General features: G+C 40.2%; 6 protein-coding genes and 7 tRNA genes. All 13 read right to left on the reverse strand.

Going from position 1 to position 7,584, the window contains the following annotated elements; translation table 11 throughout:
* Nucleotides 1-441 precede the first annotated feature (441 nt).
* Complete coding sequence (gene glmM / locus AB7942_RS27020) at nucleotides 442-1,791, reverse strand: phosphoglucosamine mutase (RefSeq protein ID WP_369449246.1); 1,350 nt, start codon at nucleotides 1,789-1,791, stop codon at nucleotides 442-444.
* A gap of 38 nt (nucleotides 1,792-1,829) precedes the next feature.
* A complete protein-coding gene (locus AB7942_RS27025) occupies nucleotides 1,830-3,059 on the reverse strand; it encodes a CdaR family protein (protein ID WP_369449247.1) in 1,230 nt (409 codons plus the stop codon).
* Entirely contained in the window at nucleotides 3,052-3,879 is an 828-nt protein-coding gene (gene cdaA / locus AB7942_RS27030) for a diadenylate cyclase CdaA (RefSeq protein ID WP_214713465.1), read from the reverse strand. Before cdaA ends, AB7942_RS27025 begins: the two co-directional genes overlap by 8 nt.
* Nucleotides 3,880-4,009: 130 nt before the next feature.
* The gene (locus AB7942_RS27035; protein WP_369449248.1) at nucleotides 4,010-4,636 is read right to left on the reverse strand and encodes a zf-HC2 domain-containing protein; all 627 of its coding nucleotides are present in this window, start codon (nucleotides 4,634-4,636) and stop codon (nucleotides 4,010-4,012) included.
* Between the two features lie 18 nt (nucleotides 4,637-4,654).
* Entirely contained in the window at nucleotides 4,655-5,218 is a 564-nt protein-coding gene (gene sigW, locus AB7942_RS27040; RefSeq protein ID WP_088085027.1) for an RNA polymerase sigma factor SigW, read from the reverse strand.
* A 264-nt stretch (nucleotides 5,219-5,482) separates the two neighbouring features.
* Nucleotides 5,483-6,379, reverse strand: a complete 897-nt coding sequence (gene rocF / locus AB7942_RS27045; RefSeq protein ID WP_088085026.1) for an arginase — start codon at nucleotides 6,377-6,379, stop codon at nucleotides 5,483-5,485.
* 418 nt (nucleotides 6,380-6,797) lie between these two features.
* Nucleotides 6,798-6,870, reverse strand: a tRNA-Lys gene (locus AB7942_RS27050).
* A 2-nt stretch (nucleotides 6,871-6,872) separates the two neighbouring features.
* Nucleotides 6,873-6,947: transfer RNA gene (locus AB7942_RS27055), tRNA-Gln, on the reverse strand.
* Nucleotides 6,948-6,996: 49 nt separating this feature from the next.
* Nucleotides 6,997-7,081: transfer RNA gene (locus AB7942_RS27060), tRNA-Tyr, on the reverse strand.
* 22 nt (nucleotides 7,082-7,103) lie between these two features.
* Nucleotides 7,104-7,176, reverse strand: a tRNA-Thr gene (locus AB7942_RS27065).
* A 23-nt stretch (nucleotides 7,177-7,199) separates the two neighbouring features.
* Nucleotides 7,200-7,275, reverse strand: a tRNA-Val gene (locus tag AB7942_RS27070).
* 41 nt (nucleotides 7,276-7,316) lie between these two features.
* Nucleotides 7,317-7,391: transfer RNA gene (locus AB7942_RS27075), tRNA-Glu, on the reverse strand.
* Nucleotides 7,392-7,412: 21 nt separating this feature from the next.
* A tRNA-Thr gene (locus tag AB7942_RS27080) sits at nucleotides 7,413-7,485 on the reverse strand.
* Between the last annotated feature and the right edge of the window lie 99 nt (nucleotides 7,486-7,584).

Raw genomic sequence — 7,584 nt, forward strand, 5'->3', positions numbered from 1 at the left:
CTTGGAGGCAATTCTTGCCCCCTGATCAATGTTATGGTCAGGTATCTGTCTATACCCTTTTGAAACATTACTTCTAGTATGCGCATTTTCTTCTCTTTGTGCACAGAGTTGCCCCTGTGTTTTAAAGAAGAAATTTTCGGTTGTGCGTCTCAACCGGGAGGTATCCGCCGAACATTCGATACTCCTCCTCCTCGTCAACTAACCTCACCACTTTAGGTTAGTCCAGGCGCTTTTAAAAGGACAATTCTCTTACTACCCACCTTTCATTAAAAATATGCATTCAATCTGCTTTAAAAAACAAAGCAAATTAATACTACTATGATTGAGCGTCACCGTCAACCAAAATCAGGGATTTTCATCTTTCTCATTACTTATAGCTCATTCATAATAAAATATGCATAAGGGATTTGAATCGTTCCCTTATGCATATATTTTTCTGCTTTATTCTTTTAATTCCATTTCCTCTTTGACAACTGCCACAATCCTGTTCACATAAGATTCGCAAAGTTCCTCTGTCGATGCCTCTGCCATGACGCGAACAAGCGGCTCCGTTCCTGATGGTCGGACGAGGATTCTCCCGTTGCCTGCCATTTCAGCCTCAACTTGCTCAATAACCTCTTTTACCTTTGCGTTATCGGTTACATGATGTTTATCGGTTACTCTCACATTGACAAGCTTTTGCGGGAATTTTTTCATTTCACCAGCTAACTCAGAAAGAGGCTTCCCAGTTGCCTTCATAATATTGACTAATTGCAGCCCTGATAATAAACCGTCACCTGTGGTGTTATAGTCTAAGAAAATAATATGACCTGATTGTTCGCCGCCCAAATTAAACCCATTTTTCTTCATTTCTTCGACAACATAACGGTCACCTACCGCTGTCGGTACACTATGGATCCCATGTGACTCAAGTGCTTTATAGAAGCCTAAATTACTCATAACGGTTGATACAATCGTCCCATGCTTTAAGCGACCCTGTTCTTTCAAATATTTGCCGCAAATGTACATGATTTGGTCCCCATCAACAATTGCTCCATTTTCATCAATCGCAATCAAACGGTCGCCATCACCGTCAAAGGAAAGACCTACATCAGCACCCTTTTCTTTGACTAAGGCTGCTAGTGCTTCAGGATGTGTTGAGCCCACTCCTGCATTGATATTTAAGCCATTGGGAGAGGCGCCCATTGTTGATAGGTCCGCATCTAAATCGGCAAATAAGTGTGCCGCTAGAGACGACGTTGCCCCGTGTGCACAATCTAAGGCAATATGGATTCCTGTAAAATCTTCATCCACACTATTTTTCAAATATTGGAGATACTTTTGACCGCCCTCGAAATAATCCATGACTTGACCAAGTTCCGAACCCACTGGTCGAGGCAGTTGATCTTCTGGTAAATCGATGAGCGTCTCAATTTCTAATTCCTGCTCATCGGAAAGCTTAAAGCCATCGGGACCAAAAAATTTAATGCCGTTATCAGCCACTGGATTATGAGAAGCAGAAATCATGACTCCTGCTTGGGCACCTAAAGCTTTGGTTAAATATGAAACACCTGGAGTAGATATAACTCCTAAACGCATAACTTCGGCTCCAATGGATAATAACCCTGCCACAAGGGCTCCTTCTAACATATGGCCAGATATACGCGTATCCCGTCCGATGAGTACTTTGGGACGGTCTTTATCCTTTGTTAAAACATATCCGCCATAGCGGCCTAATTTAAAGGCCAACTCAGGTGTTAATTCGCTATTTGCTACTCCACGTACCCCGTCGGTCCCGAAATATTTTCCCATTTTAAAAATCTCTCCTTCAACATGTGTATTGCTAGATATTAGGCATTATTTTTTTCGATCGTAATTTTCGCTGATGATTTAGTAGGTTTCCACTTTACAGCCGAAGGTCCTTCCACGTGAATGTCGACTATATGATCCCCTTCTACAAGGCCAGACAAATCAATAAAGACTTTGAAATCCTCAGGCCTAACGCTGCTAACTGCCGAAGAGGGACCATTAATAAGTATATTAATCATTTGATTTCCTGGATCGTTAATCGTGGCCTTATATTCTTCGGATAATCCTTGAATGTTTAACGGTACATCCGAAACTGTTTTTTCTTCTTGTTTTTTGACCACAACGGTTGCTTTTACCGTTTGCGGGGTAACCTTTGTAATTCCATTAGAGATGATAACAGGCAATGTAAGGGTGGTGTTATCGGTAATTTTACTGAGATCGACCTCAACACGGACACTATCCGTATTTTTAAGAACATCTTCATCCCCTGTGATTGTTGCCACTTTTTCATCGATATCAATCGATTCAACCGTCACACCTTCTGGGGCTGTACCATTTCTAACAATTTTTATCGGTACAGTCTTACTGTTGCTTTTTATTGGTATCGTGATTTCTACCGTTTCCGGATCCACCACTACATTTAACTTATTTAGATCTTTGTCAAGAACCTGGACATAAGCCTCGTCTGAAATGGTTTCTTTCAGTTGATCTTTTTCCCCAAGGGCAGCCTTTACATAAGTAATCCGGTCGATGATACTTTTTGCACCGGTAATCTTCACTTTATTTGGCTCGACAACGGGTTGTCCTGCAGAATAACCCGCTTCTATTTGGCTCGCATTAAATTCTGCCTCAACTTTAAATTCCTTTGTGATTTTTTCCTGAACATATACATTTACACTAGCTGGTTTCACAGTCGCACTCAATTTATCCGACAGGTCTCTTACTTTTAATTTTACTTTCTGTTTCCCAATTTTAGCTTTTGATAAATCTATGTAAACCTCAAAGTTCTTCAACGCTTTGGCAGACTGAATGTGCGTTATTGGTCCTTTTAAAGTGATATCAACCGTGGCTGGAATTCCTGACACCACTAGATTTTCCGTATCATAATAAACCTTTACAGGAATATTGGTAATGGTTTCTGTTGATTGCTCTCCTGGCACATTCACATCCGTTATTTTTTTACCTGTATGTGGTACAGAAGAATATAAAAGTACCGCTAACAACAAGGCAAGAATTTTAATAAACCAAGGATTATCCATCAATTTATCCATTATTTTTCCCCCTCCAGTTCCAACGAGCTGAAGAAGCTTGTTTTGTTTTCAAATGAATTAACAATTCACTCGTAAGTAATTCTTTCAGTTGCTCTGTATTAATCGCTCGGTGAAGCTCCCCGTTCTTTGTAAGGGAAATATGACCTGTCTCTTCAGAAACAATGACAGTGACACTATCAGTCACTTCACTTATTCCTAATGCAGCCCGATGTCTGGTTCCTAGCTCCTTAGAAATAAACGGGCTTTCGGATAATGGCAGATAGCATGCGGCTGCTGCGACATTATTTTTTTGGATGATTACCGCACCATCATGGAGCGGTGTATTTGGGATAAAAATATTAATCAGCAATTCAGAAGAAATATTGGAATTCAACTGGATCCCCGTTTCTATGTAATCGCCCATTCCCGTTTCTCTTTCGATCGAGATTAACGCCCCAATACGGCGCTTTGCCATATAATCAGTTGCCTTAACAATCGCCTCAACCGTTTTTTCCGGATCTTCATCATCCAGATTACTGCTTCTTGAAAAGAACTTCCCCCTGCCTAATTGCTCAAGGGCCCTTCTAAGTTCTGGCTGAAATATAATAATAATCGCAAGAAACCCGTATGTTATCGCCTGTTCCATCATCCAGCTTAATGTTTGGAAGCCTAGAAACTCACTGACAACTCTGACTAGAAGAATAACGAGAATGCCTTTTAGTAATTGAACGGCCTTCGTTCCTCTAATCACATTGATCAGCTTGTAAATGACATACCATACGAGGACAATATCAACAATACTAGCTAAATACTTCCATAGTTCGAAATCAGCAAACGGCATTGTTCTTCCTCCGTAATTTTCTTTAACACAAATAAATTACAACCTATTTATTATACCATAAATACCTCTTGTACCTATTATATGTATCTGTGTAAAAAAACAAATCACCCGGTCAGAGTGATTTGTTTTTTTATTTGGTTTCCGGTTGGTCATCAAATATTTGAACTACATCTTGTGCGGTCCTTTTAATATGATACCAAATCCAATCGAACACTTCATTTACCTCTTCAATCTGCCCTGTTACATGTCCTGCAGAGGCCAAATATTTTTCACCATTGATAACTGTCACATCACCTTGGACTTCACCTTCAATTTCTAATGTCCCATTTCGAACAATGACATCGCCCTTGACCGTCTCACCTTTAGGTACAATAACGGTATTATTTTTAACTACTAAGTTTTTTTGCTTCGAGACAGAAAACTCTCGATCTTGATTCCAAGTAGAAAATACACTTCCCATCATTAATATGAGAAATAAAGAGGCAGCTGCAAGCATAGGATGGTTTTTCAACCAACGCTGCATCCAAATCTTTCGTTTCTCTTTTGGTAAACGAGACAACACATTCGCTGTAAAGTCATCAGGTACCTGCATATGTGACACACTCTTTACAAAAGCGATCGTCTTATTTAGCTCATTAAATATAGCTTCGCATTCTTTACAGTTTTGGAGGTGTTCTCTTAATATTCGTTCTTGATCAGGTGTAATTTCTTCATCTAAGTATTCATGCATTAGTTCGATGATTTGTTCTGGACACATTAACAGTTTCACCTCTTATCACACATATCGTAATTGTTGTCTTAACGCTTCCCGGCCACGGTGAATCCTTGTTTTAACCGTTCCAAGCGGTAAATCGAGAATTTCGCTAATTTCATTTAAGGACAACTCTTCAATATATTTTAATACGATGGCTGTCCGATATTTATCGGGCAGTTTTAATATCTCTTTCTGGACCGTATCCTGCAGCTCTAAGCTTTCTACTTCTGACTCTGGCAGCGGTGTGTTCGATGGGATTTGCGAATACATTGTTAATCCTTCTGTCCCTGCAACCTCTGCATCTAAATAATGATCCGGTTTCTTTTTTCGCATTCGGTCAATACACAGATTGGTTGCAATCCGAAAAAGCCAGGTTGAAAATTTCAAGTCTTGATTAAAGGTTTTGATATTCACATAAGCACGAATAAAAGCTTCCTGTGCCATATCCTCAGCTTCATGACGATTTCCAAGCATCCGAAAACATAGTTGATAAATACTGTTTTTATATATTTCAACGATTTCACCAAAGGCATCTTGGTCCCCTTTGATTACTTGTTTTATTCTCTTTTTTACAATTGCGTCCATTACGTTACCTCAGCTCCATTGCTGCTATCCGATAATACGAATCGGTAGCAAAAAAGTTTCGTTTTTCACGAAAAAACTTCTCAATACCTTTAATATTAACAAAAATTTACTAAAAGGGCTTACTAATTAGTTTAAAGATTTTATGAAGGGAGATAAATTGACACGGTTTTTAATTTTTTGACAAGAAGATAATAGAAAAAAGCTGCATCACGCTAGAAGAACAGGTTGGCCCGTTTTCTTACGAAATGCAGCTTTACTTATTTATTATAATAATTTTTCTCCGAATAATGAGCCCATCAATTCAACTGCCACTTTAGCAGTTTTATTTTTTTCATCTAAAATGGGATTTACTTCTACAAATTCTGCTGAGGTAATGATTTTTGCTTCTTCTAACATCTCCATAGCAAGATGACTTTCTCGGTAGCTGATTCCACCCATAACTGGTGTTCCAACGCCTGGAGCATCATTTGGGTCTAGGCCATCTAAATCAAGTGATAGGTGGACACCATCCGTCTTCTCTTTCAGGTAAGCGATGGCTTCTTCCATTACTTTGGCCATCCCCATCCGGTCAATTTCATGCATTGTATAAACTCTGATGCCTATTTCCTTTATTAAATCTTTTTCACCATCATCTAGCGCTCTTGCACCAATAATGACTACATTTTCAGGTTTTACTTTAGGACCATATCCACCAATCTCGGTTAACAGGCTGTGCCCTAACCCGATACTTACGGCTAGTGGCATTCCATGGATATTACCAGATGGGCTTGTCTCAGCCGTATTTAGATCCCCATGTGCGTCATACCAAATGACACCAAGATTTTTATAATGTTTTGAGACGCCTGCTAAAGTACCAATAGCAATACTATGATCCCCGCCAAGCACAAGCGGAAACGCACCTGACTCGACAGCAGCATCTACTTTTTCAGCCAACAAAGCACTTTTCTCAGCAACTAAATCAAGATTCCGCAAATTGGATTCCTTATCCACTACAACTTCAGGTCTGCCAATTGGAATATCACCTAGATCATGTATTTCATCAAATAGTGGCTTAAGTCGTTCAACCATCCCGGCATAACGGATAGCACTTGGCCCCATATCTACCCCCCGTCGCATTTGACCTAAATCCATCGGCATTCCAATAATTGAAAGCTTACTCATATTAATTCCTCCTACCACTTTATGTATCTATTTTAACCGCTTTCATACCGATGACTCAACTCGACAAAATTATGTATATATATACGAAAAAAACCTTAAATCATTGGTTGGTTTAGGGCAGGGATGTACAATAAGAAAAAATGAACGTTCGGTTCCATTTTGACTAACGAATTCAAACTTCACAGATATGATTGACGACAGTTTGATTGTTATTTCATAAATTTTTGTCGCCAATAGCCCATTGACGACACTTTGATGCTTTTTTCATGAATTTTTGGTGCCAATAGCCCCTATTGGCGATACTTTGATGCTTATTTCATGAATTTTTTATCGCCAATCACTCATTGACGACACTTTGTTTCTTTTTCATAAAAAAAGAACCTTGGAGATTTCTCCAAAGTTCCTGGCTGTTACTATATGAGCCATGAAGGACTCGAACCTTCGACCCTCTGATTAAAAGTCAGATGCTCTACCAACTGAGCTAATGGCTCTCTGGCTGGGCTAGCTGGATTTGAACCAACGCATGTCGCAGTCAAAGTGCGATGCCTTACCGCTTGGCTATAGCCCAATAGAGATGTAATATTATCTAGTATGTCCAACTTTTTTAAAAATATAAATGGTGGAGGGGGACGGATTCGAACCGCCGAACCCGGAGGGAGCGGATTTACAGTCCGCCGCGTTTAGCCACTTCGCTACCCCTCCATATTTAACTTTAAAAAAGCAGTGCCGGCGAGAGGACTTGAACCCCCAACCTACTGATTACAAGTCAGTTGCTCTACCAATTGAGCTACCCCGGCATGTAGTTAACATAATTATATTATGGTGGAGGATGACGGGCTCGAACCGCCGACCCTCTGCTTGTAAGGCAGATGCTCTCCCAGCTGAGCTAATCCTCCACAGCAATGAAAGTTTTTTTACATTAGTGCGTAAAAAACTTTGGTGACCCCTACGGGACTCGAACCCGTGTTACCTCCGTGAAAGGGAGGTGTCTTAACCGCTTGACCAAGGGGCCATACTATTATAAAAATAGGAAAGCTTCCAAGCGGGCTCGAACCGCTGACCTCTTCCTTACCATGGAAGTGCTCTACCTACTGAGCTATGGAAGCATAGCTAAATATAAGTTTACATAAAAATGGCTCCGCAGGTAGGACTCGAACCTACGACCGATCGGTTAACAGCCGATAGCTCTACCACTGAGCTACTGC

The organism is Neobacillus sp. BF23-41, from assembly GCF_041106275.1.

Excerpts from the sequence above, each read along its gene's own strand:
- glmM (WP_369449246.1), bottom strand. The coding sequence starts at position 1,791 with ATGGGAAAATATTTCGGGACCGACGGGGTACGTGGAGTAGCAAATAGC.
- AB7942_RS27035 (WP_369449248.1), bottom strand. The coding sequence starts at position 4,636 with ATGTGTCCAGAACAAATCATCGAACTAATGCATGAATACTTAGATGAA.
- sigW (WP_088085027.1), bottom strand. The coding sequence starts at position 5,218 with ATGGACGCAATTGTAAAAAAGAGAATAAAACAAGTAATCAAAGGGGAC.
- AB7942_RS27025 (WP_369449247.1), bottom strand. The coding sequence starts at position 3,059 with ATGGATAAATTGATGGATAATCCTTGGTTTATTAAAATTCTTGCCTTG.
- rocF (WP_088085026.1), bottom strand. The coding sequence starts at position 6,379 with ATGAGTAAGCTTTCAATTATTGGAATGCCGATGGATTTAGGTCAAATG.
- cdaA (WP_214713465.1), bottom strand. The coding sequence starts at position 3,879 with ATGCCGTTTGCTGATTTCGAACTATGGAAGTATTTAGCTAGTATTGTT.